Below are 25,038 nucleotides of genomic sequence, written 5' to 3'. Positions count from 1 at the left end.
GGCTTAAGCCCCCTTGATCAATTTGGCATTAAATTGGATGTACTTCCAGCTAAGCTTGAAAAACTGTTTAAGCAGCCAAGAGCTAAGCGTCGTGATGATGATGCCTAAGCCAAAGCAGGCAAGAAGTGTGAAGGAGATGAATTGGAAGTCACTCCCAGAGGTTCCGGCTAAGCTAGTAAGCACACCAATAATAGGAGCGATCAGAAGAGCAAATCCGGAAGCGAACAACGCAATCAATGCTGAGCAGACGCCAACCCATGGGCCTACAACGAATACCAGATTAAAGAAACCGAGCATAATTGAAATAATGATCGCCTTAATCCCACTTTCGGGCTTTGTAGTCGGATAGGCAGGTGGGTAAGGTGCGTGATACACAGGCGGGTAATTCGGTTGAGGCGGCTGTGTATAAGCAGGCGGTGCCCAGGTCTCTGGGGCTTGTACGGGAATTTTCGGTCCTATGGCCGGATCGGACTGCTTTGCATAAGAGATAGCTGGCTCCTCAGAATCATTCGAATAAGGAAGATCCTCAGCTGGTGTCACCTCAGAATCAAAAGCATCGATAGGACGCTTAGTAACTTCCTCTTGAACAGGTGGTGTTTCTTTCTGTGCATCCCAGTTCGGTACCCGCGGGTATCCGAGAGACTGTGAAACGTCATCTTCATGTTTGCCATTTTCAACGGCTTTTTGGAATAGTTCTTCGTACACTTTTAATATATTTTGGCGCTCCTTCTCAGGAAGTCCGCGCAGACGATAGTTTAATTCTTTGAAATAATCGACTTTACTCATCGTTATGCCTCCTTCAATACGCTTTCTATAGTCTTATCATAAAAGAAAAAAGTCATAATGACGTAGTAACTACAGTCACATGACCTTCATGATTTCATCACAATTTTTGTGTATCATTGGACAGCAAGCGTACTGACGCCATCTTCCACCATAGGCTTATTGGGCGTGGTGTTCTCTGTTTGGGAATCTTTACGGTTGGCCGCGATAACGGTTGGCACAGGTGAATACTGATCCTTCGAGATTAACTCTCTGCTCACGATTGTGCCATTTTCTCGTTTGGTTCGATAGGTCTCAACCTTGTAACCGACCTTTCCTATGGAGATGGGACGTTCTAATCCTGGTCGCAAGCTCGGATTGTTCACATACTTGATAGGAGGTTGAATTGTTTCTACGATGTTGGAATCGACGTCGTACGTGACGGTTGGTGTTTGATGTCCAAAAAGTTTGACAGTAACCTTGGAGTCTGTCGTTATCGTACGAATCCAGACGTAACTAGTCGTATTGTTGCGAAATTTGAAATTAATATAGCCACTTGCGAATGTGGCATCCTGTCCTAGAGGGGCATAGCTGACTGGGAGAGAATGATTGCGTCGTTCAACGATTTCAAGGCCGCTGCGTAAGACGGCATTATAGAGCGTTGTGGACACCTGACATATACCTCCGCCGATTCCTGGGACAAGACTGCCATTGAGAATAACAGGGGCTTCCTTGTAGCCGAATTTAGCTTCCGTCTGCGCAATAATTTTACTGTAATCAAAGGTGTCGCCTGGTGCCATCAAATAATCCTGAATGGACGTAGCGGTTGCTCGTATATTGTGAACCCTTCCTTCGCCCGATGGGGGAAACGATGTTGTGAATTCGGAAATTTTGCCATCAATACCTTGCCCTTTTAAGGTTGCCATTGTGACAGAGGGACTCAACTCGTAAACGGGTAATGAGAGTCCTAGTGGTGCAGTATGCGTAAGGGTACCCATGCTAGGGGCGATGCTTTGTAGCTGCTCCTGCAAGTGCACGGTATCAATGCGCAGTACATTTTGCTCGGGTTCGTATGCAACCTGATCTTGAGATTGGAGAATGCGTTTGGCGGCAATGGGCTGTTTCGTGTATAACTCTTTCCATGTGTTCTTTATAGTAGTCGTTAGCTGAGTGGGATCCACCGAGACATTCATTGGGATATTCGCATTTCGCAGGGTCCAGCGGGCTTTGGCACGTGCGAAGGGAGATCCGTTAGTTAGTTGTTGGAGGGATTGGGTCAGGGGACCCTTGTCATAACTTATGCCTAGTTGTCCTAGGGGCAATTCTTTGGCCGTAATTTCTGGATAGGATGTATGCAAAAGGACAGGGAAAGCGGCTAGTCGCTTCAATCGCTGCTCAGACTCAGACTGAAATGCCGCATAAGACATTCCACCCACACGCCAACCTGCAATTGTAACATTTTTAGAAAAAGTAGATTGAGATCCGTATAGGTAAAGTGCGGTGCCGCACGTCACGAACACACCAAGCGCGACCGAGAAATAGAGAATGGGGTTTCTGAATGAGCGTGTCATGAAGAGCCACTCCTTTACATACGAATGTGATACGGCCTGTCTCTTTATATGTATCGATGGCAATGCCAATTTAGTACAGAATCCTGATTCGGCTAAAAGTTGTACAATGCATGGTATAATGACGGTATTCCCTACGAATTTCAAAGTGGTTTTAGAAGGATTTTCACCTTTTGTGTCGAATTGATATAGGCTATCTATATAATTAGGATGTGATATTGTGATCGAAATGCAGGACGTATGGAAAACATACGCCAACGGGACCCATGCATTAAGAGGTATTAATGTAAAAGTGGACCGCAATGAGTTCGTCTATGTGGTTGGACCTTCAGGCGCAGGTAAATCTACTTTCATGAAGTTGATGTATAGAGAAGAAAGACCGACGAAAGGTCAAATTTTCGTTAATGGGTTTAACTTAGAGAAGCTAAAACAACGCAAAATTCCTTATGTGCGTCGAAATATCGGCGTCATTTTCCAAGATTATCGCTTACTTCCGAAATTATCGATTTTTGAAAATATAGCTTTTGCCATGGAAGTTATTGAGGCGCCCAAGAAGCAAATCAAGAAACGCACCATGGAAGTTCTTGAGCTCGTGAAGTTGAAAGACAAGGCGAATTCTCTCCCATCGCAGTTATCCGGGGGCGAACAGCAGCGTGTTGCTATTGCCCGGGCAATAATAAACAGCCCTTCCGTCATTATCGCGGATGAACCGACAGGAAATTTGGACCCTGAAACATCGTGGGGCATTATGAAGTTGATGGAGGAAATTAATTTCCGCGGGACCACCATTGTGATGGCTACACACAACAAAGAAATCGTAAATACGATGCGTAAGCGCGTGATTGCGATTGAGAATGGCCTTATTGCTCGCGATCAAATCCGGGGGGAATATGGCTATGAAGATTAGTACAGCTTCTCGACATCTGCGAGAAGGTACGAAAAATGTCGTGCGAAATGGTTGGATGACGTTCGCATCGATTAGCTCCATCGCGATTTCTCTATTTATTCTTGGTATTTTCGTACTTATCACCCTGAATGTAAATGATGTTGCTACCCAAATTGAGCAGCAAGTTGAGATTAACGTGTACCTGGAGGTAAACACCGCTCAGGATCAAATCACGGCGCTCGAAACGCAAATCAAGGCCATTCCTGAAGTGAAAACGATTAAATTCGTTTCGAAGGAAGAGGGACTTGTCTACTTGCGCGAAAAGTTAGGGGATAGCGGGAAAGCCCTCTTAGACGGCTTCGAGGGGGATAACAATCCACTGAACGACGCCTTTACGATTGAAGTGGATGATCCGCGGAATGTGGCCGTTGTAGCCGATGGGATCTCAGCGCTTAACGTTGGCAAGGATCCGAAGCCTATTTATAAAGTAAACTACGGTAAAGGAACCGTGGAGGCGCTATTTAAAGTAACGAAGATTGCGCGTTGGATTGGCATGGGGATCGTTGTATTGCTTTCCTTTACAGCGGTATTCTTGATTGCAAATACGATCAAAGTTACGATTTTGGCCAGAAAACGTGAGATTTCAATTATGAAGCTCGTGGGTGCGACGAACTCTTTTATTCGTTGGCCGTTTTTTATTGAAGGTGCATTGCTTGGACTAATTGGTTCGGCTCTCCCAACTGCCGTTATTCTTGCTGGTTATTGGAAGTTGCTTAACCTGAGCTCCTTGAATTTGAACTTATTGATGATTCAGTTAACACCATTTGAAGATATTGCACCAACGCTGACTGTGCTTCTTATTGGCTTAGGCATTGTAATCGGCGTATGGGGTTCCCTCATTTCCGTCCGCAAGTTCCTCCGCGTGTAAGGAAACCTTGAATGAAACTGGGCAGAGTATTCCTCTGTCTCCTTTTTCATCTTTTCTTTCGGTTTTCTCATTTTCATAGATTCATAGATTCCTAGAGACAGAACGTAAGAGATTCAAACCATACAAGGGGCATCAATCGCTTAAAAATGGGGAGGCTACGTGCTTGAAGAAGAAGATTCTACCTGTCGTTTTAACATTAGGTATGGCGATATCGCTGACTATACCTCATGCAGCCAGTTATGCTGCTTCGGCAACGGACAAGATCGATCAGCAGTTGACGCAGCTTAAGAAGCAGAAGGCGGAGGCGCAGCAGAAGTCCAACAGCGCCCAAAACCAAATCACAAAAGTTCAGTCTGAGAAAGATCAGACAACGAAGGATATGAATGCGCTAGTCACCCAGGTGAATGAGGCGAGCAAGAAACTAACGAAACTCAATGAACAAATTGATCAAGTGTCCGATGCTCTGGAAGCGAGCGCTAAACAATTGGATGAAGCCGAGGCACGTGTTGAAAGCCGCGACAATATGCTGAAATCCCGCGTTCGCTTGATGTATATGAACGGTTTCGTTTCTTATATGGATGTGGTGCTGAGCGCAACAAGCTTCTCGGATTTCCTGAATCGGGTCGAAGCGTTGAAAGCTATCGTCAACCAAGACAAAGAAATACTAGAGTCGAATATGAAAGATAAAGAGACTGTCACGCAGAAGAAGGCAGATACGGAGAAGCAGCTGGAGAACGTGAAGGGTCTTTATGCGGAAGCGGATGCACTGCGTGACGATTTGCAAGCGAAGGAAAAAGCGAAAGAAGTGAAGATCGCTTCTCTTTCCAAGCAGGAGCGAGAGCTCGAGGAAATATCGGAAGAAAGCGATAAAATGATTACGCAGCTGGCGAAGCAAGAGGCCGATTTGCAAGCGAAGAAACGGGCTGCACAGAATGCGAAATCACCATTTACTTATTCAGGCGGTAAGCTTGGCTACCCTTTGACTGTACAGGCACCAATGACCTCTGATTTCATAGCGCGGATTAACCCCGTAACTGGGCGGGCAGAGAACCATAAGGGTATCGATTTAGGTACGGCAAAGGGTACGCCAATCCTAGCTGCGGAGAATGGATCAGTTATTTATGCTTCGTGGATGAACGGGTACGGGAATTGTGTTATCGTCGACCATGGGAATGGCCTTTGGACATTGTATGGACACATTATGAATGACGGTATTTATGTGAAAGTTGGGGACGTCGTGAAGCGCGGCCAAAAAATAGCGGGTGTCGGCTCTACGGGACAGTCAACGGGCAATCACTTGCATTTTGAAGTAAGGAAAAACGAAGTGCCTGTTGATCCTAAACCGTATCTTCGATAGGACAAGCCTGTTACCACTAAGGAAGCTTAAGTTTTCGGTTAGTTCCGGAAGCGGGCTTTCTTATTGGTGATAAAGCTGTATGCTGGACGCGGTCAGTGATTCTAGAATACCTGCGTTTAGAGGTTTTTTCATAAAATGGGTAGGGCTTGTCATATACTATAAATAGGCCAACTCAAATTCGGTTTTAGGAAAAAGGCGGTGAATCGGTTTTGCAATTCAAAGGTCGTACAGTCATTGTATTTGTTTTGTTAGCTATGTTTGCAAGTAGTATTGTTACATTAACGATTGTAGATCCTTCCTTTACTTGGGGGCAGAAGGAGCAATCAACAGGAGGTTCGGCTACCTCTGTATCTGCTTCGTCAGGTCTTTCGAGCAAGGATTTAAACAAGATCGCAACAACGTTTCAACTCATTGAAAGCAAATATTTGAAACAGCCTGATCATGATCAATTGGTTAACGGAGCAATTAATGGGATGTTGGAATCATTGGAGGATCCTTTTTCCGTTTATATGGATCAGAAGGAAGCGAAGCAATTCGATGAGAGTATTACGTCCTCTTTCCAAGGCATCGGGGCCGAGGTATCGCTAGAGGATGGTAAATTCGTCATTGTATCACCGATTAAAGGTTCACCTGCCGAGAAAGCAGGCATTCAATCCAAGGATGTTGTCCTATCTGTGAATGGCGACAAGTTGGACGGGCTTACCTTGAATCAAGCTGTCATGAAAATCCGCGGACCGAAGGGCACGCAAGCTAAGCTGGATTTACTTCGTCAAGGAACGGGTGATCCGGTTCAAGTCATCGTGGTTCGAGACAATATTGATGTTGAAACCGTCTACGGTGAAATGATGCAGGATCAGATAGGCAAAATCGAGATTCGTCAGTTCTCCTCGAACACGGCTGTTCGTTTTGCGGAAGAGTTGAAAAACTTAGAAGCCAAAGGGATGAAGGGACTTGTCATCGATGTTCGTAATGATCCAGGTGGTCTACTGAATGTTGTCGTGGATATCGTGAATCCTTTCGTGAAGAGCGGGGCTTCCATTCTCCAAGTGGAGAATCGGGATGGTAAACGTGAACCAACTCCTTCTACGGGCAAAGGAAAGAATTATCCAGTCACGGTTTTGATTAATAAAGGAAGCGCCAGCGCATCGGAGATCCTTGCAGGTGCATTCCAAGAAGCAGTAGGCAGTAAGATCGTTGGTGAAACGTCCTACGGTAAGGGAACAGTTCAAGTGACGTTCGAGAAGGAAATGGGCGATGGCAGCAACATTAAGATGACGGTCTACAAATGGCTAACGCCAAATGGCAACTGGATTCACAAAAAAGGCATTACGCCAGATATCCCGATTGAGCAACCAGCGTATTTCAAAGCAGCGCCTCTTACGAAGAAAGATGTGCTGAAACAAGATAACAACAGCGACGATGTGAAGAATTTGCAGTTGATGCTTGCAGGGATTGGCTTCAATCCGGAGCGGACAGATGGCTACTTCAGCGAGAAGACAGCTTTGGCTGTTAAAGCGTTCCAGCGGACGAATGATTTACCGGTTACGGGTGAAGTAGATACGAATACAGCAACCAAGATCGAAAAAGCGATCTTAGAGCAAATTCGTGATCCGAAGAATGACTCGCAATTAAAGGCTGCCGTCTTCCAAATTCAGAAGCAGCTTGGGAAATAATGACCGTTAGTTAATGGAAATTGTGCGAAGCGGCAGGAAATAGGCTTTAACAGTCGAAATAGTGTAGGAAGGTTGCTTAGGCGGCCTTCCTATTTCTTTTTCAAGGAGCCTAGATTCGTATGGATGTGTGGTTTCAATTATTGGACAGAGGGCTGCTGGCCGTGGGGCAGTTGTTTACGAATCCTTTCTACTATATAGGTATTGTTTTTATTGTGTTACATTACAGAAAGCAAATTCAACTAGAACGCAAGCTGTTTCACACGCGTCTTCACTCCTTGCTGAACGAAACGTGGCGCGTGGTGCTGTGGGGTTGGTTAGGCGGGTTGGGAGCGTCTATTTTGCTCCTGTTCGTCGGAGTCAATATCCAAATGGACGTCGTGCTCGTGCTTTGGATCATCACTGTCGTGCTGATGTTATTCCGGATACGATTCCTGTGCTTAGCTTATGCAGTAGGAATTCTAGGAATCGTTCAGGTTATCTTCTCTTGGTTTCCTAATACGGACAGTCTGCGTGAGTCCTATGCGCTTCTCGCTGCCATTGCAAGTGCAGATATCCCATCGCTGTTGGTCATTGTTGGCGTGCTTCATCTGTTGGAAGGCGTGCTCGTTGGTTTCCAAGGCGCGCGAATGGTGACTCCGCTGTTCCTAGAAGGGAAACGCGGGCAAATGATTGGGGCCCAGCAGTTACAGGGCTTCTGGCCAGTCCCTTTGTTTCTTCTTGTGCCAATGGCAGGGGGCAGTGAACTGGGCTTGCCGTGGCAAACGTTGTTCACCTCGAACTTAAGCGCAGGCTGGACGATGCTCGCATTCCCAGCGATGATCGGCTTCACGGAGCTGACGATTTCGAAGCTGCCGAAGAGGCAAGCGCGTTATAGCGCGAAGCTGCTCTACGCTTATGGGCTCGTGCTGCTAGGCGCAGCTGTTGCCGCACATTACTGGACGCCGCTGGTGATGCTTGCTGCGATTCTTAGCATAGCCCTGCACGAAGGGCTGCTGTTCTACAACCGGTGGATGGAAGCGAAGCGGACGCCTTTCTACATCCACTCGGAGCGGGGGTTAATGGTGCTCTCGGTTGTTCCGAACAGCCCGGCTCAGCAACTAGGAATCAGCGTTGGGGAGATCATTCACAAGGTCAATGGGTACAAAATAAAGACAAAGACGGATCTGCATGCGGCCATGGGGCTCAACTCCGCTTTCTGCCGATTAGAGGTGCTGAATGAACAAGGGGAGGTTCGCTTTCTGAAGCGTGGGATTTTCGCCGGAGATCATCATCAACTAGGCATTCTGTTGGCACCGGATCAAGATGTGCTGTACTTCTTGGAGCAGCGTCCCATGCACCTATTTAGTTATCTGCGAAGCAAGTTAACAGGCTTATTGCCGAATGACACGACGAAGTCATTGTGAGAAGAGTTATCCTCGTAAGTAGAGAAATCTACGGGTGAGGATGGCTCCTTTTTTTAACTATTCATGCAAAAACGGATAGATAAATAGACAGCTAGATAGATGGATGGACAGATGGACAGATGGAATTTATACAGTTATATTTGCTGATTTTAGAATATGACGAGCAATAACTGGATTTCCTGTAGTTAATTTTCTCTGTTTTGCTCAAACGGAGCGGATTAGGGAAAATTAGCTACATGTTCTCCAGTTATTTTGATTTTGGAGGAGGAAATGGCCAAAATAACTGGAGTNTGGACAGATGGAATTTATACAGTTATATTTGCTGATTTTAGAATATGACGAGCAATAACTGGATTTCCTGTAGTTAATTTTCTCTGTTTTGCTCAAACGGAGCGGATTAGGGAAAATTAGCTACATGTTCTCCAGTTATTTTGATTTTGGAGGAGGAAATGGCCAAAATAACTGGAGTTTATACAGTTACTGGCGGCAACCACAACCACAACCACAACCACAACCACAACCACAACCACAACCACAACCACAACCACAACCACAACCACAACCACAAACAAAGCCCCACCTCCACATGAGTGGGAATAGGGCTTCTATTCGGTCTATTATATCATTTGACAGGCGTTGTTGGTGCGATATCGTTCCGCAGGACAATGATTTCTACGCGGCGGTTCTTGCTGCGATTCGCATCGCTAGAGTTGGCTACTTGGGGCATGGTGTCTGCATAAGCAGTGGCGATGAATTTGTGATCATCCAAATTAGCGGTATCGCTGAAATAGCGAAGTACAGAAAGGGAACGGGCAAACGATAATCCCCAGTTATCCTTATAAGGCGAGCCTGGAGCAAGGGGCAAATCGTCTGTATGCCCTTCGATGCTAACTTTACTCTTTAAAGTTGGGAAGAGGGAAGCCAGCTTTTGCAGAATCGGGAAGGAAGGTGCCTTCAGATCAGCTTTTCCTAAATCGAATAGGAATAAGTCATTGAGCGTAATCGCAACACCGCGTTCCGTATCAGAAGCGGACACTTGCGCCTCTAAGTTTTGATCCTTAATATAGGCTTGGACTTGTTTCAGGAGATCCTGAAGTTCCTTTTCACGCTTTTCTTTCTCGCTGTCTTCCGTCTTCGTCTTGTCTTGCTCTTCCTTCTGATCATCCTGATTCTGATGTGTTAAATCTTTATCCTTGCTGTCCGCGTCCCCCTGCTTCGGGGTCATCGAGCCACTGATACCTTGATTTTTATCTAAAATAGAGTCAGCTTTTTGGAATTGTAGGTTTAAGGCTTGTGCCAAAACGGCATACTTTTGAACATCCACTTTACTCATCGCATACATAATAATGAAAAATACGAGCAGTAGCGTAATTAAGTCCGCGTATGTAATGAGCCATCTTTCATGATTAACATGTTCTTCGTGCTTCTTACGGCGTCTCGCCATTCCTGTCGTCCTCCTCTACGGCTTTTTTCGACTTGTCATGGAGGAAGGAGTTCAGTTTTTTCTTAATCAATTGCGGGTTCTCACCAGCTTGTAAAGCAAGGATACCTTCAAGCATGAGTTCCATTTCATTGACCATTTCTTTACCACGGACTTTAATTTTGTTAGCGATGGGTAAATAAACTAAGTTGGCGCTCATAACACCATATAGAGTAGCTGTGAACGCAACGGCGATAGCTGGACCAAGGGAAGACGGCTCTTCTAGATTGCCGAGAACGTGGATAAGTCCCATAACCGTACCGATAATCCCCATGGTTGGTGCATATCCGCCTCCAGCTTCGAAGACCTTTGACATGTTAGTAACCTGATGTTCGATGGCGTCCATTTCGAGCTCAAGAATTTGTCTGGTAAGTTCGGGATCAGTGCCGTCTACGACCATAAGCAATCCGTCTTTGAGGAAAGGGTTTTCATGCTCTTGAGCGCGCTGTTCTAGGGCAAGTACGCCTTCTCTACGTGCGATGGAGGCCATATCAACAAGTTCGTTAATTGTTGCGGCAGGATCTCGTTTGACTTGCATAAAGGCAATGCTCAGTGCTTTAGGGATTTTGGCTAAAATAGAGCCAGGGAAACTTACAGCAACTGCACCGAAAGTTCCACCGAAAACGATGAGCATTGCACTGGGAATGATCAATGAGTTGATATGACCGCCATCCCACATGTACCCGCCGATTAAGCCCGCAAGTCCTAATAGTAATCCTAATACTGTTGTCAAATCCATGACTGTACCACTCCTAATTATCATAAAAAGAATAGGGTCCAAAAATGCAGGAAAACCGCCTTGCATAAGGCTATAACAGATAAAGCTGTTTGCATCCATGATTCAAAAATAGTATAATGGAAAAACGAGAACAAACATTCTTATGTTGGATAGTTATAACAATCCTTCATATATGTACGAATAAGTTCCATAAACTTCTTTATCGGAATGTTTATTGGGAAAGTTTATAGGATAAAAGTTCGATTTATTTCGACAATGAGGGTGATAATGGATGAGTGAACTTGTCATGAGCTCTAAGAAATTTGAGCTTGTATCCGATTTTCTTCCACAGGGAGACCAGCCTCAAGCAATTGAGGAGATCGTTCAGAGTATACAAGCCGGCAACAAGCATCAGACGCTGCTCGGTGCAACGGGAACAGGAAAAACGTTCACGGCTGCACAAGTAATAGCGAAACTAAACCGACCAACGTTGATTATTGCCCACAATAAAACTTTAGCTGCGCAGTTGTGCAGTGAATTTAAAGAGTTTTTTCCTCATAATGCTGTTTCCTACTTCGTTAGTTACTATGACTACTACCAACCCGAAGCCTACATCGCCTCCTCCGACACTTACATCGAGAAAGATTCCAGCATCAATGAAGAAATCGATAAACTTCGTCACTCGGCGACAAGTTCTTTGTTCGAACGCCGTGACGTCATTGTTGTTGCCAGCGTGTCGTGTATTTACGGCTTAGGGTCACCAATCGAATACGGCAATTTATTGTTATCGTTGCGGGTGGGGATGGAGAAGTCTCGGACGGAGATCTTGCATCGTCTCGTGGATATTCAGTATCAACGTAATGATATGAACTTTGTTCGCGGTACATTTCGTGTGCGTGGAGATGTTGTGGAGATTTTTCCAGCTTCGCATAGTGAGCATGCAGTACGTGTTGAGCTATTTGGGGATGAGATTGAGCGGATTACGGAGATTAATGTCCTAACGGGTGAAATTATTGGGCAACGCGATCATATCGCGATTTTTCCGGCGTCTCACTTTGTGACAGGCGAGGATACGATGAAGCGCGCGCTCGTGAACATTGGTCAAGAGCTCGAGGAGCGTTTGGCAGAGTTGAGGGAGCAAGGTAAGCTGCTAGAAGCACAGCGATTAGAGCAGCGTACGCGCTATGATATGGAAATGATGGAAGAGATGGGCTTCTGCTCAGGTATCGAGAATTACTCAGGGCCACTGACATTTCGTGAGCGAGGGGCAACGCCGTATACGTTGATGGATTATTTCCCGGACGACATGCTGTTCATGGTGGATGAGTCCCACGTGACGTTGCCACAAATTCGCGCGATGTTTAATGGAGATAAAGCACGGAAAGATGTACTGGTTGATCATGGTTTCCGCCTGCCTTCCGCACTGGATAACCGTCCACTGCGTTTCGAGGAATTCGAAGACAAAGTCAGTCAGATTTTATATATATCAGCAACACCAGGGCCTTATGAGCTAGAACATTGCCCTACCATGATTCAACAAATTATTCGTCCAACAGGATTGTTGGATCCAATTATTGAGGTTCGACCAACCAAAGGTCAAATTGATGATCTAATCGCTGAGATTCAAGACCGTGTTCGTAAAGACGAGCGTGTACTTGTGACCACCTTAACGAAGAAGATGTCTGAGGATTTAACGGATTATTTCAAAGAAATTGGTATTAAGGTACGTTATTTGCATTCGGATATTAAGACTTTTGAACGGATGTCGATTTTGCGTGATTTGCGTTTGGGGACGTTCCATGTGTTAATCGGTATCAACCTCCTTCGAGAGGGTCTCGACTTGCCGGAGGTTTCACTGGTTGCTATTCTGGATGCGGATAAGGAAGGGTTCCTGCGTTCGGAGCGTTCATTGATCCAAACCATTGGCCGTGCAGCACGGAACTCGGATGGCCGGGTCATCATGTATGGGGATAAGATCACCGATTCCATGGAGAAAGCGATCTCGGAGACCAATCGACGCCGCGCCCTACAGGAAGCTAACAATGAGAGATTGGGTATCACACCTCAGACGATTGCCAAGAAAATTCGCGATGTGATTGAAGCAACGAAGGTTGCCGAGCAGAAGTCCGACTATCTGGCAGATGTGAAGGGCGCCAAGATGTCGAAGAAAGATCGTGCGTCCCTTATTGAGCGCTTAGAAGTTGAGATGAAAGAAGCGGCGAAGAATCTACAGTTCGAACGTGCAGCCCAGCTGCGTGACGCGATTATGGAAATGAAAGCTGACGCCTAAGTAAGAGGGTTTCGGCTTCACATAGGAGAGGAAGGTTATCTGTGTCTAGAGATCAGATCGTTATTAAAGGAGCTAGAGCTCACAATCTTAAAAATATTGATGTCACCATTCCACGTGACAAGTTCGTCGTACTCACGGGCTTGAGTGGATCGGGGAAATCATCACTGGCCTTTGATACGATTTATGCAGAAGGACAGCGGAGATACGTAGAGTCACTGTCTGCCTACGCACGTCAGTTTCTTGGGAATATGGATAAACCAGATGTCGATTCCATTGATGGTTTGTCACCGGCTATATCCATTGACCAGAAAACCACGAGCCGTAATCCGCGTTCCACAGTTGGAACGGTAACGGAAATATACGATTATTTAAGGCTGCTTTTTGCTCGCATTGGGCGGCCTCATTGTCCTACCCATGGTATCGAGATTACTTCGCAAACCGTGGAACAGATGGTAGACCGGATTATGGAGTATCCAGAGCGCACGAAGATTCAAATTCTAGCACCGCTTGTTTCGGGGCGCAAAGGTGAGCATACGAAGTTATTTGTGGATGTTCAGAAGCAAGGATTTGTGCGGGTTCGCGTCAACGGGGAAACCCTAGACCTTTCCGAGAAAATTGAGCTCGACAAAAATAAAAAGCACACCATTGATGTAGTTGTTGACCGTATCGTGGTCAAAGATGATGTCTCTACACGTTTGGCAGATTCCTTGGAAACTGCGCTTAAATTGGCGAATGGTCGTGTCATCGTTGATGTCATGGAGAAGGAAGAACTTCTGTTCAGCCAGAATTTAGCATGTCCAGAGTGCGGATTCAGCGTTGAAGAGTTGGCGCCGAGAATGTTTTCTTTCAATAGCCCTTTCGGAGCTTGTCCAGATTGTGATGGCTTAGGCAGTCAGATGATCGTGGATCCAGATCTGCTTGTTCCAGATAGAAAGCTAACAATTGAAGAAGGCGCATTTGAAGCGTGGGCAGGAAGCACGTCCAATTATTATCCGCAGTTTCTTGCTGCTGTCTGTGAGCACTATGGGATTCCACGCAATGTCCCTGTGTCGGAGATTAGCGCCGATCAGTTGAAGGTGATCCTCTATGGAACAGGCGGCGAGAAGATCCGATTCCGCTATGAGAATGATATGGGAGCTTCCAAGGAAGCGTTAGTTCCCTTTGAAGGGATTATTCGGAACTTGGAACGCCGATTCAAAGATACGTTCTCTGAGGGCATTCGTGAGCATATTCAGACCTATATGAGCACCAAACCTTGTCCCAAATGTAAGGGACAGCGCTTGAAGCCTGAAACACTTGCTGTAACGATTAATGGCAAGAATATTGCCCACGCTACTTCCCTTTCCATTGGAGATGCGGAGGAATGGTTTAAAGGCTTGCAATTAAATGAACGTGAGCTGACGATTTCCAATTTGATCCTGAAGGAAATTAGAGCTCGTTTAGGCTTCCTTGTCAACGTTGGTCTTGATTATTTGACGATGCATCGCGCCGCAGGCACTTTGTCGGGTGGAGAGGCACAACGGATTCGCTTAGCCACACAAATTGGCTCAAGCTTGATGGGCGTGCTGTACATTCTAGATGAGCCAAGTATCGGACTGCATCAACGAGATAATACGCGATTGATACAGACGCTTGAGCATATGCGTGATCTGGGAAATACGTTAATTGTCGTTGAACATGATGAAGACACGATGATGGCAGCCGATTACATCATTGATATTGGTCCTGGGGCTGGTATCCATGGCGGGCAGGTAATTGCTCAAGGTACGCCAACAGAGCTGATGAAGGACGATAACTCCCTAACAGGACAATATTTGAGCGGCAAACGGTTCATTCCGATTCCTGCTGTTCGACGTAAGCCGAATGGCAAGTGGATCGAAGTGAAAGGTGCCAAAGAAAATAATTTGCGAAATGTGTCGGCAAAAGTTCCTTTGGGCGTTTTCACATGTGTGACGGGTGTATCCGGATCAGGCAAGAGTACGTTAATCAACGAAATTTTGTTTAAGACGTTATCTCGTGATTTGAATGGTGCTAAAGTTCGCCCTGGTGAACATAAAGAAATTGTCGGATTAGAGCATGTTGATAAAGTTATTGATATTGATCAGTCGCCAATTGGACGCACACCGCGCTCCAATCCTGCGACTTACACAGGCGTGTTTGATGATATCCGTGATGTATACGCGAATACGAACGAAGCGAAGGTACGTGGCTATAAAAAGGGACGCTTTAGTTTTAACGTGAAGGGCGGCCGTTGTGAAGCTTGTCGAGGAGATGGCATCATCAAGATCGAGATGCATTTCTTGCCAGACGTTTACGTACCTTGCGAGATTTGCAAGGGCAAACGCTACAACCGCGAGACGATGGAAGTGAAGTATAAGGGCAAGAGCATTTCGGAAGTGTTGGAGATGACGATTGAGGACGGCTGCGAGTTCTTTAAGAACTTGCCGCGCATTCATCGCAAGCTGAATACACTTCTGGATGTCGGCCTGGGCTACATGACCCTCGGCCAGCCAGCAACTACGCTGTCAGGCGGCGAAGCTCAGCGCGTGAAGCTCGCGGCGGAGTTGTACCGCCGCAGTACGGGCAAGACGATCTATATTCTGGATGAGCCCACGACGGGGCTCCACATCCATGATATCGATCGTCTCCTGAAGGTCCTTCACCGCCTCGTAGAGAGCGGTGAGACCGTTCTGGTCATCGAGCATAACCTCGATGTCATTAAGACGGCGGACCACCTCATCGATCTAGGACCCGAAGGTGGTAACCGCGGGGGCTTGATCGTGGCGGCAGGTACGCCAGAGGATGTCGTTAAGGTGGCCGGGTCATATACCGGCCAATATTTGAAGCCGATCCTTGAGAGGGATCGCGTGCGCTCGGAAGACTATGCGAAGCGTATGGAGGTCCTAGAAGGATCAGTTAGTTAAAAGCGAACAAAAAGCTTGGAATTTGGCATTTCATTTGCCAATTCCAAGCTTTTTTATTATGCAAGTGACAAAAATACCGAAAAGTTTGCTAAGACTTAATAGAATGATACAGGCTTCGACAATTTAACCCTCTATCAATCGGGATAGAAGTAGGCCTATAATAATAGTAAGTAACAGTGAACATCTCCCTCTCCCTAACCGTTAACTTGATGATTGAGAGATATAGCAGTTCTAATCTAATTCATGTTGTGGAGGCTAATAATGAAACCGACGTTAGAGCTTCAGGAAATTGTATCTGCTTTAGGAATTGATCCTTTCCGATTTCTAGCCTGGCAAGAAAAAGAGCTAACCTACACGAGGCTGACTGAACTTCCAGAAGATGAGGAACACCGAGATGTATTAGCTGTGTAAGAATGGTGCCAAATCGCAATGGAACAAGCCTGTACAGTTCACTTACTGTACGGGTTTTTGTTGTTCTTGCAGAGAGTAATAATTAGTCGTATGGATGGACATTTTATACAGTACATGGGATATGAGAGAATTCCGCCTATGCATCCCTGTCAAATAGGCCTAATCCCAAACAAAAGGTGACAAACTTGTTACACATCGATGCAACCACTTGCATCTCGTGTCCAATCGAGCTAACATAGTATTAAAATAGCAGGACGTGTGCCTTGCACCGAGTTACTATAAGGAGGTTTCACCATGTTATTAGCAGAAGCAGCTGAAGCATCAACAAGTACGTATACTAGCTTTGACATCTATGTGTTGATCTTCACAGTGATTATTGCCATTGCGGTGATCAGACAATTAATTAACCCTAAAAGAAATCTGTTTGCACTAGGATTTGGAACTGTATCTCTACTCGTATTTCTTTTCATGGATGTTATCATGATCAAAGGCTGGTAGTACATACAAGTAAAACAAAAGCCCTCAGGACTGTAGATCGGATGATCTCGAGCCTGTGGGCTTTTTGTGTACCTACTATGGAATTACACCCACCACATTTCACCAAGTGGTTCCTTGATGAGTACTTGTTGTAGGTTTTGTACAGCTTTGGAGAAGCCTTCGTCAACGGACATCAAGCCGTCTTCATGCTCGATACTAACGACATAGTCATAACCAACCAGACGCAATGCGGAAATGATGTCTGCCCATACTTTCATGTCGTGACCAAAGCCAACGGAGCGGAACTGCCAAGCGCGATCCAACATGTTCGTGTAAGACTGCATATCCGTGACACCATGACGGTTCGTGTTGTTGTAGTCATGCGAGGTATCCTTCGCATGGAAGTGATGGATTGCGTTCGCGCGTCCAAGGATTTGAACTGCTTGAACAGGGTCAATTCCTTGCCACCACATGTGACTTGGATCTAGGTTGGCACCGATGGCCTCGCCTGCAGCTTCACGAAGGCGAAGAAGCGTTGCTGGAGTATGTACGGAGAATCCGCCGTGCAATTCTAAACCGATTTTGATATTGCGATCAGCTGCAAATTTACCGGTTTCTTTCCAGTAAGGAATGACTTTATTCGTCCATTGCCAATCCAAGATCTCTTGGAAATCATTCGGCCAAGGAGCTACTGGCCAGTTCGGATATTTGGCATCCTCATGGTCACCAGGGCAGCCAGAGAATGTGTTAACAACGGGAACTTCAAGGCGTTCAGCCAATTCAATCGTTTGTATAATAGCATCGTGAAACTCTTTCGCGATGTGTTTTTGCGGGTGAAGAGGGTTACCGTGAGCGCTAAGTGCGCTAATTGTCAAACCGCGGGACTCTACCGCATGTTTAAAAGCTTTAAGTTTCCCTGCATCAGCAAGTAATTCCGCTGGGTTGCAATGCGCAGTACCTGGGTATCCACCAGTACCAATCTCAACAGCGTCCAAGCCTTTCGCAGCAATATAATCCAGTGCTTCCTCGAAAGGTTTTCCACCGAAAAGAACCATAAAAACGCCTAACTTCATTCGATTACACCTCCATAATTGTTAAAACAAATCAGTTCAAATTATACCACTATCATCCAGTAAAATGAAGCAAGCCTTTATAGATTCGAAGCACCGTATCATAATTCGAACTATAAATAATAACCGAGAACGTAACGAGTGTTTGCGTAACGAAGCAGCGGAAGTAGAAGTATGCTTTGGTTACCTTTTTCTTATTCACGGTCGTGAGCTTGAAAATATTCTCGATGGCGATAATGATGCCATGGTACAGCCCATAGAGGAAGTACAACCACGTAAAACCATGCCACAGGCCCATCAGTACCATGATCAGGATGGATAGGCTGGCAGTAAGCGCAGTGGAGGGCGTTTTACGCGAGAAGAACATGAAGATGTGATCCCGGAAGAAATCCCCCAGCGTCGCATGCCAGTTCCGCCAAAACTGCGTCATGGAAGGTGAGAAGAGCGGTTTTTTGAAGTTCTCAGGCATCGTGTACCCCATTAATCGGCCAAAGCCAATGGCCATATCGGAATAGCCGGAGAAATCGAAATAAATGAGCGCATAGAACCAAATTAATAGAAATAAAGATTCCCAAGTATGAAGCTCATGCTTCAGCACACTGTCGAATACCCCAGTCATCCAAGTGACGACGACAATCTTTTTAAATAAACCTAGAATAATACGCTTCACACTGTCTTCGAAAAGTCTAGCGTCTACGGTGTAGGGCTTTTTACTATCGGCCATGAAATCCCGGAATTTCAGAATAGGCCCGGAAGTGAAAGTCGGAATGAACAACAGATAGTTGGCATAATCAATTGCCGGCACTTCGCCATCTTTTCCAAAGAAATAAGCGAAATAATACGAATCAATGACTTTCAGAACGTTGTAAATAAGTCCGAGATAAATGATGGCGTCGAACAGCGGGGAGGTGAACACTCCCATGACGAAAAAGCGAACACCGAGAAAGACACCTACGATATTCGCGGCGATGCCGAAAATAAAGGTCGCTTTCCGCCACAGCGTCGTCCGGCACAGATACACAAACCCGAAATAATTAATTATCGTAAAAGCCGCATAGAAAACGACCAGTTTCTTACTGAACAACAGGAGGAAGCACAGACTGAATATGATCATCAAAATCCGCTTATTATCCGCCCACTTGCGGGTGAGCATCAGAACGGCAATCATGCCACTCATCGCGACCATCGCGTTCATGTGCATATAAAACATGGCTTAAGAACTCCTCTTCTCGCTTGCTAAATCAAGATCTTAGAACTTTTCGTAAATGAACAATCCCTTGCCTGTAAAATAAATGAAAACTAAGTAAAGCATCACGAGGTAGATGAGGATTTCGCCGGTTTTCCTAAGGAATTTAACCATGTGTCAACCTCCTTCGTAAATAGCGGTGCGCCATCTTCGCGGTTCAAGTGAACGAGGTCGTGGAAATAACGCGGATCGTACGTGTGCATCAGATCAAGTGTTGGCACATTCGCAGCCTTAAGCTGCGTATTGACCGCTTCTTTCAATGACGCTACATAAGGCGGATCGGCATAGCCTTTGTTCCACGGCATCCAGATGACACGCAGTGCGAGCTCATGCTCATCGGCATACTGGATCACCCACTGTAAGGCATCCAGATTGTCTTGAAAATCTTTCAGGGTCATAGCGCCGAAACGCTTGTCGTAGTCGTCCCACTTGAGCTTTAATGCAGCATCATCCTTGCGGCCTGGGTACAGTTCCTTATCGATCCAGCGTGGCTCAAAGGCCAGGCTGCCTTTGCTTAAATTGCGAGCAAACTCTACACCGGAATCGCGGAAGTAATCACGGTACGTATACACATAAGGTTGGTACCAAGGTTTAAACCACTGATATGTGGGATCCGTTTCGAGTGGGTCTAGCATCGTATGCACGTCGATTCCTATCACAAGCTCTTCCTGTACTTGGTACAGGTTGTCCTTCAGGATGCCCTTTAGATCCGTGAGTTTCCCGTAGGAGAGCCCCATCTCAACCAAATGAGCGTCAGACTTCTCCTCGATATAAGCACCCGTAACAGCCGAATTACCGAAGAAAACCGGACCCGTATGGGACCAGCTATGGTGGTAGAGCGTTTTGGTGAAGTCGTTTTTGTAAAAACGGCGTGAAGACGCCATCGGGTTCCACCAGGAGATGAGCAGGTCGGAGACGACGATGGCGAACAATAGGCCGAGCGCAAAGCTATTTTTTTTGAGAAAGGCAGCGGTTGCTTTCAATAGAATCACTCATTATCTTCGTAGTGGTTAAAAGGAAAACCCAAGGACTCGTTCGTAGGAGACGAGCACCCTGGGAAATTGAAATAAGAATTACAAAGCCTTCTCTTGCCAAGCGTGGTACTGTTCACGGAATGTGGCAGGCCATTGCCCCTCGTCCAGACCGTACTGTGCGAGGAAGGCGAAAGCCCAGCGTTCGATACCGAAGCCTACGCAGCCTGTGACGGCGTTACGTTTGCCCATTTTAATATTAAACGCATTACCGAACGTGTTGCTATGGAAATTGACGGAAGAACATGCGATCGATTTCTTCACATGCGGAATGTTCAAGCGAAGCTCGTACTTCATCTCCTGGTTGCGCTGGAAAGATGCTTTCACTTGGAAATCATTCGTGAAGAACGGATCGTTCGCAATCTCCAGCAAGCTGTCTACTTCCCACTCAACCGCCAACTCTTTCAAGTATTCGATCGATTTCAAGCGGTTTTCTTTGACAAAGTCAGGCTTGCCGACAAAAATAATTTCACGCATCGAGAAGTCGAGTAAACGACCGAAGTCGGAATGGTTCTTGGACTCGAAACGATGACATTTCGCAATCGCGGTCACGACAATGCCGTCGCCTTCCAAAGTCTCATTCTCAAGACCTTCGTAGCAGTGGTAGCACGTTGAAGGGTTCATCATGAAGTTAGGCTTCACCATGTTATTATCCAATGCCAAGGGCTTTTCTTGATCCCAGCCTCCTGCTTCGCGAATCGTTTGTGAGAACGCCTCGATGACATCGAGATCTTCGCGCAAATGCGTCACGAAATGAATGTGCTCTGGGAACGAAGTGAAATGATTCGTTTTGTTCAACGTATGGCTGTTGATAACCGCAGGATATTGTTCTTCTTGAACACCTTCGAATCGTCGCGCGATTTTGCTGACGAACGAATAATCAAGGAAACGCATCAAGCTGGAGAAAGGCTCACGGAAGATGAAGAGACCTGGTTCTAACACTTTAATCGCTTTGCGCTCAGCGAGCTCGGCAATAATATCGCCTTCATACGGCGTGTTCACTTTATTTTCGAACAAGATATTTTCTTTGAAGCCGAAGTCACCATGGGAGAAGCGCTCAATCAAGCGTTCAACCCGCGCAGTAATCCCCTCATCGCCATTCGGCGAGTTGTGGGTGATGATGATGTGCCCATCGATCAAAAGGATTTCTTGGATATGCTCATCAGCAAAAGCAGAAGCATATTTGACTTGTCCGTGCTGGCTTTCCGCCAGACCGGCCAAAGATATTTTAACTGTCGTCATGCGTCCATTACCTCGCTGTCTTCTTGGAAATAAATTCGGCAATTTCATTCACCGTGTTCATCGGATAGAGCATCAAATCTTGGTTCGTTACTTGCAGGTTGTACGTTTTCTCAATGTGAGCGATGAGTGCAGTCGCCCCAACGGAATCAATAAACCCATAATCGAACAGATGTACATCAACATCGAAATCATCATCGTCCTCGGCAATTTCGTAACGTTCCCGAATATGCTGTTCAAGCTCATCTAACAAATTAGACATGGGGAAAGCCTCCTGGTTCAAAGAAAGTTTTGGGTAATGTAATAGGGTTACTGCGCATTCGCGACAGGGCCGGTAAAAGTAAGTGTGGTCACGTCCCCGTATCGAGTCAGTGTGTAAGTCATCGTAGCTGCATCATAAACAACTTTCGTACCATCAGAAGTACTGAACTTGAGCTCCGTAGGACTAAAGAATTTAATTTGCTGCATACCTGCTGATTCAAGCTTCAACTGATGCGTACTACCTTCACTTGTAAGGGTCAAAGGAACATTTGAACGGACAACATGGAACTCTTGTGGAGATGGACCAACTCGAATCTTGGTATGTGAAGCTAATCCAAGGTATAACTTGTTTTCAATCGTCGTGTAGATGTTGGAATCACTTTTCAGGGAATAGAGGGCTAGTTTATCACCCTTCTCGATGATGACCCCTAAGGTGTTCGTATACTCCTCGGATAAACTAGATACACCAGATGAATCAACCGACAGCGTAGCATGGAAATGCGGACTGCCGCCACTTAGTTGATCTTTCAGTCTGTCCCAAAGGTAGGAACCCCAGGATTGGCTGATTTTCACATCGCTTTGCATAGCGGTTAAGAACGATTTGGCCATCTGTGTTTCGGACATAAAGTTATAATCATGCTTCGTGCGAAGCTTGTCAAAGTATTCGGCGAATTCCGTTAAATTAGCAATTTTCTGAGGCTCAGGAAAATGGTATTCAATATGTTCGAAATAATCAATCGGCATATCGAGCTTAACCATAGATTCGAACACATCCGTGTTCGCATAATCGCCAGCAGGCCGTAGGACGGGCGTAGGCGCATGAATGAGCATCGTCGCATCGGTCTTTCCTTGTTGGTCTTGCAATAGGAAGGGAAGCGACCAGATCGATTCTGGACGAGCGAGCACAGGTGACTCCGATGGTAAGAATCCGAAGTTGTACCACATGCCTTGGGCTTTCTCGGTAAGCAGGGTCTGATCGTGATCTTCGTTATTAATGCGCCAGGTGTGCTGGTTCGTTCCAGGATGTAACCATGGAATACCAAGCTTATCGAAGGCCTGTTGATGCAGGTTGAACTCAATTCTCTCGTCATCAGTACTCTTAAAATTATGCACAAATGTATGCGGATTTAGTTCTAAATGCTGGTCTTTGGCATACGCAATAAATTCATTTAATTCCGATTTATAAGGAAAGTGCGGGTTATCGATCGACACAGGAGATCCGAATTCGATACCGCCCACAATAAGATCGTCAGTGCCATCATGGTTGAGGTCCAGCCAAAGCGGGACGGAATAATGTCCAGCAACCAAAGCATGGTTGCCGACTTGGTTTAAGGTTGTCCCTTCGAGGGGGCCCGAATCTGCCCAAGCGCCACCGGTTTCTTGGGTGAACACTTGGAGGTCCCCATCGCTGCTGCCGACCACGAGATCTAGTCGGCCGTCTTGATTCATATCACGCACCGCTGGCGCGGCGTGCGTGGCCTTGTTCGGCAGCGTGATGATCGCGCTGCCTCCGTTCAGATCCAGGGCCGCTTCGCTGCGGCCCTGATACAGCCACACTCGTCCATCGGCTGCGCCTAGGACGAGGTCGAGCTTGCCGTCGCCGTTCACGTCGGCGACGGCCGGCGCTGCAGGCCCTCCGGGCAGCTGCAGCGGGGTACCGCCCGCGAGCATTGCCGCGGGCTTGCCGAACCTGCCGCTCGCGAGCTGCGGCAGGAGCCACACCCCGCCGGACTCGTCCGAGACGACGAGGTCCGTGCGGCCATCCCCGTTCACGTCGGCGGCGTGAACGGCACTGTAAGGGCTGAGCTGGAGCGGCGCGCCGCTCTCCAGCAGCAACTTCACTGGCGCGCCGAACGTGTCGGGCAGCGCCATGCCCTTCGGAGGCGGCTCGCTGACGTAAGCCGCCTCATCTCGACCTTGATTCGTGTAGACATACACGAATCCATCTGCGCTGCCGACGACGAAGTCCATGCGGCCGTCGCCGTTCAGATCCGCCGCGGCTGGGTACGCGCGGTAGGGCAGTTCAATCGCGCTCGCCAGATCGCGATACGGCCCGTACGTGGCTTGCCGCAGAGGAATGCCGGCAGCCATCACATGCAAGCCGCTCGCGTAGCCGGAGCCAGGCAGCTCCCCGACGAACGACGGCTTCGCGTTCGTTCCCGTGTTGAGCTGCACCGTCACGCTCTCGCGCCATTCACCCCAGTAGAAGGCGCTGCGCACGAGTGTAAACGAGGGAACCTCGTTATACTCCTTCAGCTTCTCCGCCCAAGCGATGCCGTCCTTTTGCCCGATTGACGGCATCGCCTCGAAATGGTTCTGGAACGCCATTGCTGGCCGTCCATAAGGGCCCAAACTCTTTTTCACGCTATAACCCAGTGTTTCTTTCGAGACATAAGCGAGCAGCTCACTGCGATACTGCATGTTAGCCGCCGCCCAAGCGAAGTTAAAATACGGCTCGATCGGCAACGCTCTTTTATTGAAGTAAGTCGTTCCGGGTGTGGGTTTGCTTGCCGCTTGGTATTTCTCTGCAAGTTGAGCAAAGCCTAATTTTGGATCAAAACCACTCTTCATATCGAAGCCGGTAGGGAAGTAACGATTCGGCAGGAAATTACTGCTGATGAGCACGGCACCTTTGCCGATGCGATTTTGCATGACCAGAGAGATAGGCTTATTCAAATCAGAAGGGTTAGCCATGCTTACAATCGTTTGTCCAGTGGAAGGACTGAAGCCATACCCCAGTTGAAACCCGGGCATATCTTCCATCGTGTTATGTTTAAGATAATTGGTTGTAAATAATTGAAACGTTTGTTGAATGCCCTGTAAATTAACAGGTACCTGCGGATAGCTGAGAGTCAGCGAATCGCCTGATAACAACAGTGAGCCGAATTTGCTCGACGGCATCTTTTTCAAATCAACAAGCCCAGCAGCACCGAGGAAATCTAGCGGAAACCGTTCGGCAAACTCATTTTCCAACAATAAATGTCCGCCCTGCTTCACGAATGTAATTAGCTTATTCACTTGTTGGGACCATGCCGCATCTTGGGCTAGCCCTGGATCCAAATATAGTGCATCATAGGAGCCTAGCTGGCGGACCGACATAGAGCTTAAGCTTTCTCTATCAATCTGAACACCTACTTGCAAGGTCTGATCAAAATTACTATAAGCAGCGGTATCGTAAGCATCCCCGTTCGTTGCGTATAGAAGCTTAGTTTCCTCGACTTTTGGCAAAAATAGAAGGATTAGCACGATGACTAAGAAGCCAAGGATTAACCCGATTAGTAGTTGGGTTACACGAATTTTCGACAAATTCAAAG

The 25,038-nt window shown here is 46.7% G+C and carries 19 protein-coding genes; 9 read left to right on the top strand and 10 right to left on the bottom strand.

Annotated features, from left to right (window positions below):
* Positions 1 to 3 precede the first annotated feature (3 nt).
* Together A8708_RS28555 and A8708_RS28550 are read right to left on the bottom strand one after the other, a co-directional pair.
* Positions 4 to 786, bottom strand: coding sequence for a DUF1700 domain-containing protein (locus A8708_RS28555; RefSeq protein ID WP_068669410.1), 783 nt, complete (start codon positions 784 to 786; stop codon positions 4 to 6).
* Between the two features lie 113 nt (positions 787 to 899).
* On the bottom strand, positions 900 to 2,333 hold the full coding sequence (locus A8708_RS28550) for a VanW family protein (RefSeq protein WP_068669407.1): 1,434 nt from the start codon (positions 2,331 to 2,333) through the stop codon (positions 900 to 902).
* A 217-nt stretch (positions 2,334 to 2,550) separates the two neighbouring features.
* Between A8708_RS28550 and ftsE the strand changes: the two genes are divergently transcribed.
* From ftsE to A8708_RS28525, 5 genes are all read left to right on the top strand, one after another.
* The gene (gene ftsE / locus A8708_RS28545) at positions 2,551 to 3,237 is read left to right on the top strand and encodes a cell division ATP-binding protein FtsE (protein WP_056611468.1); all 687 of its coding nucleotides are present in this window, start codon (positions 2,551 to 2,553) and stop codon (positions 3,235 to 3,237) included.
* Complete coding sequence (gene ftsX, locus A8708_RS28540) at positions 3,227 to 4,144, top strand: permease-like cell division protein FtsX (RefSeq protein WP_068669405.1); 918 nt, start codon at positions 3,227 to 3,229, stop codon at positions 4,142 to 4,144. The genes ftsE and ftsX overlap by 11 nt, the downstream gene beginning before the upstream one ends.
* Before the next feature lie 163 nt (positions 4,145 to 4,307).
* On the top strand, positions 4,308 to 5,501 hold the full coding sequence (locus tag A8708_RS28535) for a murein hydrolase activator EnvC family protein (protein WP_068669402.1): 1,194 nt from the start codon (positions 4,308 to 4,310) through the stop codon (positions 5,499 to 5,501).
* A 209-nt stretch (positions 5,502 to 5,710) separates the two neighbouring features.
* Positions 5,711 to 7,174, top strand: coding sequence for a S41 family peptidase (locus A8708_RS28530; protein ID WP_068669400.1), 1,464 nt, complete (start codon positions 5,711 to 5,713; stop codon positions 7,172 to 7,174).
* Between the two features lie 119 nt (positions 7,175 to 7,293).
* Positions 7,294 to 8,577 carry a PDZ domain-containing protein gene (locus A8708_RS28525; protein ID WP_068669398.1) on the top strand — a complete coding sequence of 428 codons (1,284 nt, stop codon included), beginning with the start codon at positions 7,294 to 7,296 and terminating at the stop codon, positions 8,575 to 8,577.
* Positions 8,578 to 9,199: 622 nt separating this feature from the next.
* On the opposite strand, the gene A8708_RS28520 is transcribed toward A8708_RS28525, so the two are convergent.
* Complete coding sequence (locus A8708_RS28520; RefSeq protein WP_068669396.1) at positions 9,200 to 10,021, bottom strand: flagellar motor protein MotB; 822 nt, start codon at positions 10,019 to 10,021, stop codon at positions 9,200 to 9,202.
* Complete coding sequence (locus A8708_RS28515; RefSeq protein WP_068669394.1) at positions 10,005 to 10,796, bottom strand: flagellar motor protein; 792 nt, start codon at positions 10,794 to 10,796, stop codon at positions 10,005 to 10,007. Before A8708_RS28515 ends, A8708_RS28520 begins: the two co-directional genes overlap by 17 nt.
* Positions 10,797 to 11,067: 271 nt before the next feature.
* On the opposite strand from A8708_RS28515, the gene uvrB reads away from it, so the two are divergent.
* The 4 genes from uvrB (at position 11,068) to A8708_RS28500 (ending at position 16,898) form a co-directional block, all read left to right on the top strand.
* A complete protein-coding gene (uvrB, locus tag A8708_RS28510) occupies positions 11,068 to 13,065 on the top strand; it encodes an excinuclease ABC subunit UvrB (protein ID WP_068669392.1) in 1,998 nt (665 codons plus the stop codon).
* 41 nt (positions 13,066 to 13,106) lie between these two features.
* Complete coding sequence (gene uvrA / locus A8708_RS28505) at positions 13,107 to 15,989, top strand: excinuclease ABC subunit UvrA (protein ID WP_068669390.1); 2,883 nt, start codon at positions 13,107 to 13,109, stop codon at positions 15,987 to 15,989.
* A gap of 261 nt (positions 15,990 to 16,250) precedes the next feature.
* A complete protein-coding gene (locus A8708_RS35655; RefSeq protein ID WP_157265097.1) occupies positions 16,251 to 16,400 on the top strand; it encodes a hypothetical protein in 150 nt (49 codons plus the stop codon).
* 294 nt (positions 16,401 to 16,694) lie between these two features.
* A complete protein-coding gene (locus tag A8708_RS28500; protein WP_068669388.1) occupies positions 16,695 to 16,898 on the top strand; it encodes a hypothetical protein in 204 nt (67 codons plus the stop codon).
* Between the two features lie 83 nt (positions 16,899 to 16,981).
* Here the strand turns inward: A8708_RS28500 and A8708_RS28495 are convergent, their stop codons facing one another.
* From A8708_RS28495 to A8708_RS28470, 6 genes are all read right to left on the bottom strand, one after another.
* On the bottom strand, positions 16,982 to 17,950 hold the full coding sequence (locus A8708_RS28495; RefSeq protein ID WP_068669386.1) for a sugar phosphate isomerase/epimerase family protein: 969 nt from the start codon (positions 17,948 to 17,950) through the stop codon (positions 16,982 to 16,984).
* Between the two features lie 52 nt (positions 17,951 to 18,002).
* Positions 18,003 to 19,157, bottom strand: coding sequence for an MBOAT family O-acyltransferase (locus A8708_RS28490; RefSeq protein ID WP_068669384.1), 1,155 nt, complete (start codon positions 19,155 to 19,157; stop codon positions 18,003 to 18,005).
* A 101-nt stretch (positions 19,158 to 19,258) separates the two neighbouring features.
* Complete coding sequence (locus A8708_RS28485) at positions 19,259 to 20,176, bottom strand: hypothetical protein (protein WP_068669382.1); 918 nt, start codon at positions 20,174 to 20,176, stop codon at positions 19,259 to 19,261.
* Positions 20,177 to 20,266: 90 nt separating this feature from the next.
* Positions 20,267 to 21,466 (bottom strand): class-II aminoacyl-tRNA synthetase family protein, encoded by a 1,200-nt coding sequence (locus A8708_RS28480; protein WP_068669380.1) that lies wholly within the window; start codon positions 21,464 to 21,466, stop codon positions 20,267 to 20,269.
* A gap of 7 nt (positions 21,467 to 21,473) precedes the next feature.
* Complete coding sequence (locus A8708_RS28475; protein ID WP_068669378.1) at positions 21,474 to 21,725, bottom strand: acyl carrier protein; 252 nt, start codon at positions 21,723 to 21,725, stop codon at positions 21,474 to 21,476.
* Positions 21,726 to 21,772: 47 nt separating this feature from the next.
* The gene (locus A8708_RS28470) at positions 21,773 to 25,036 is read right to left on the bottom strand and encodes an FG-GAP repeat domain-containing protein (protein WP_239696882.1); all 3,264 of its coding nucleotides are present in this window, start codon (positions 25,034 to 25,036) and stop codon (positions 21,773 to 21,775) included.
* Positions 25,037 to 25,038 lie beyond the last annotated feature (2 nt).

This window comes from Paenibacillus oryzisoli (genome assembly GCF_001653565.1).
Classification (GTDB): domain Bacteria; phylum Bacillota; class Bacilli; order Paenibacillales; family NBRC-103111; genus Paenibacillus_E; species Paenibacillus_E oryzisoli.
This window is presented reverse-complemented; position numbering and strand designations above follow the sequence as displayed.

Coding starts and splice junctions, on each gene's coding strand:
- A8708_RS28490 (WP_068669384.1), bottom strand. CDS start 19,157: ATGTTTTATATGCACATGAACGCGATGGTCGCGATGAGTGGCATGATT.
- ftsX (WP_068669405.1), top strand. CDS start 3,227: ATGAAGATTAGTACAGCTTCTCGACATCTGCGAGAAGGTACGAAAAAT.
- A8708_RS35655 (WP_157265097.1), top strand. CDS start 16,251: ATGAAACCGACGTTAGAGCTTCAGGAAATTGTATCTGCTTTAGGAATT.
- uvrB (WP_068669392.1), top strand. CDS start 11,068: ATGAGTGAACTTGTCATGAGCTCTAAGAAATTTGAGCTTGTATCCGAT.
- A8708_RS28520 (WP_068669396.1), bottom strand. CDS start 10,021: ATGGCGAGACGCCGTAAGAAGCACGAAGAACATGTTAATCATGAAAGA.
- A8708_RS28500 (WP_068669388.1), top strand. CDS start 16,695: ATGTTATTAGCAGAAGCAGCTGAAGCATCAACAAGTACGTATACTAGC.
- A8708_RS28525 (WP_068669398.1), top strand. CDS start 7,294: ATGGATGTGTGGTTTCAATTATTGGACAGAGGGCTGCTGGCCGTGGGG.
- A8708_RS28515 (WP_068669394.1), bottom strand. CDS start 10,796: ATGGATTTGACAACAGTATTAGGATTACTATTAGGACTTGCGGGCTTA.
- A8708_RS28555 (WP_068669410.1), bottom strand. CDS start 786: ATGAGTAAAGTCGATTATTTCAAAGAATTAAACTATCGTCTGCGCGGA.
- A8708_RS28495 (WP_068669386.1), bottom strand. CDS start 17,950: ATGAAGTTAGGCGTTTTTATGGTTCTTTTCGGTGGAAAACCTTTCGAG.
- A8708_RS28475 (WP_068669378.1), bottom strand. CDS start 21,725: ATGTCTAATTTGTTAGATGAGCTTGAACAGCATATTCGGGAACGTTAC.
- A8708_RS28480 (WP_068669380.1), bottom strand. CDS start 21,466: ATGACGACAGTTAAAATATCTTTGGCCGGTCTGGCGGAAAGCCAGCAC.
- A8708_RS28550 (WP_068669407.1), bottom strand. CDS start 2,333: ATGACACGCTCATTCAGAAACCCCATTCTCTATTTCTCGGTCGCGCTT.